We start from the raw sequence: 1,843 nt of genomic DNA, 5'->3' as shown, positions 1-1,843 counted from the left end.
ACTGATTTGTTGTTGCCATTTGGCAATTCTCCCGTTAATAAAAAGCCCCAAAAACATACTGCTTTTTGAGGGCATGCAATTGTAATTCAGGATGCGCAAATGGTCAAGATTCAGCACAGCGCCAAATCTTGAGCAGATCAAGTTTTAACCGGATATTTCCTCATGAATAAGCAGCTTATTTCTGCACATCATCCGCCGGTTTTTTTGTAACTCTTTTCTTGGCCGGCTTTTTAGGCGGCGCAGCCGCCTCGGCTGCTGTGGCAGATACTTCATTCACCGGCGCCAAATCACTGCCGGCAAAACCGTCATCCGCAAAGCCATTCTCCAGAAAATCATCTTCAGCAGCAGCTAAAGCGGGCTGCTGCGGCGGCACGGCGGCGCTGGGCGCGACTTCCTTTTTCGCCAAGGCATTCAGTTCATCAGCGACTTGCGCAGTCTTTTCCTCCTTGCTGGCCGGGGCCGCATGGTTTTTTTTCAGCACTTTGACCTGGCTGATATTCTGATTGCCGGAAATTTCAACCGTCTGATCCAGCACCGGCTCTTTCAGGCTGCTTTCAATGGACTTAATGGATTCCAGCAGCTTTGGCCCGGCCTGCGCCAGCAGCTCTAAAGACTTTTCATAGGCAGCCAGCGGCGGCAGCTGCAGATCCGCATGCTGAATTAAATATTCACGCGCATGTGAAAATACCTGCTGCGCCTTCTGATTGGCCTCATCAACCAGGCGCCAGCTGTATACAGCGCCTACGCCCGCGCTGGCAAACGGAGTCAGCTTAGCCAGCTTGTCCAGCAGAGAAACTTTCGGCAGCTGATTCAGCCACGGCCACTTATACTGCCCGTTTTCATCCAGAAAATATTTTTTCAGCACCTTGGTGTCATTGCCTGAGCCCAGCATCTGCTGCAGCTGGCTGATGTCGCTGCTTTGAATGGTGCTGGAAAGCGTTTTCAAGGCCATCAGCACCGCCTGCTTTTCAGCAATCAGGCCTAAATCAATCTGCCTGAAAATATGCTGCACGATGTCCTGATCGCTTTCCTTGCTCAGGTCAAAGCCATAAGAGCGCCCAACCTGATAGATGACCCGCAGCGCCATCACCAGCGAGGCCGGAACATCTATGGCCGCCCCCACCGCGCCGGTTGCCCCGGTCAGTGCGCCCTGCAGTGAAGCAATCCATTTATTCTGCTCCGCCAAAGCCTGGCTGAGGCGCCTGGAGCGGCTGGCATCCTGCGTAAGCTCTTCCAAATCACGCACACCCGCCTGATCCAGCACATCATCCACCGAGCTTAGGCTGGAACTGAACTGATTCAGCTGCTCAAATAAATAGTCTGAAATTTTTTCCGAAAGCTGCGGCGGCACAAAATGCGCCACATGATTGACCCTGCTGTAATGCCGGCCCAGCAGCTGGCGCGAGACATTCGGCAGATGCTCACGCAGGACCTGCTGCGGATATTCATAGCTTTTTGATGCAAAAACACCTTGAGGCTGCGCCGCGCCTTCTATCGCCTGCGCATAGCCTGCGGATGAAGCGAGCCTGCTGACCGAATCCGGCGCGGCGTGATTCAGCAGCGACACGCCTGCCGTGCTGAGCTTTTTAGCCACTCCAAAGGCATCTGACAGGAAACCCGCTGCCTGCTTATTCTTAGAATCCGCCATTCCTTCCCCCGCTTTTCCAATTCTTGAAATTATGGATAAATACTAGGTGCTGTCTGAGTTTATCTCAATATTATTGTGTATCTTTTAGTTAATTGATGCGCAGGCGGCGCAGCAATGAGCGCCGGCCCAAATAGGCATAGGATTTGCCATAAGAATTCAAAAATCTTTCTGCTATCATGATTGCAATTCAAAAAT

General features: G+C 52.0%; 1 protein-coding gene. It reads right to left on the bottom strand.

Translation table 11 applies throughout. From position 1 onward, the window contains the following. Window positions 1-175: 175 nt before the first annotated feature. Entirely contained in the window at window positions 176-1,648 is a 1,473-nt protein-coding gene (locus tag RSA72_RS14450) for an EcsC family protein (protein ID WP_332624735.1), read from the bottom strand. Window positions 1,649-1,843 lie beyond the last annotated feature (195 nt).

Source organism: Acinetobacter sp. (genome assembly GCF_036659555.1).
Taxonomy (GTDB): Bacteria; Pseudomonadota; Gammaproteobacteria; order Pseudomonadales; family Moraxellaceae; genus Acinetobacter.
Note: the sequence above shows the minus strand (reverse complement) of the source record. Positions and strands in the feature narration are given on the sequence as shown.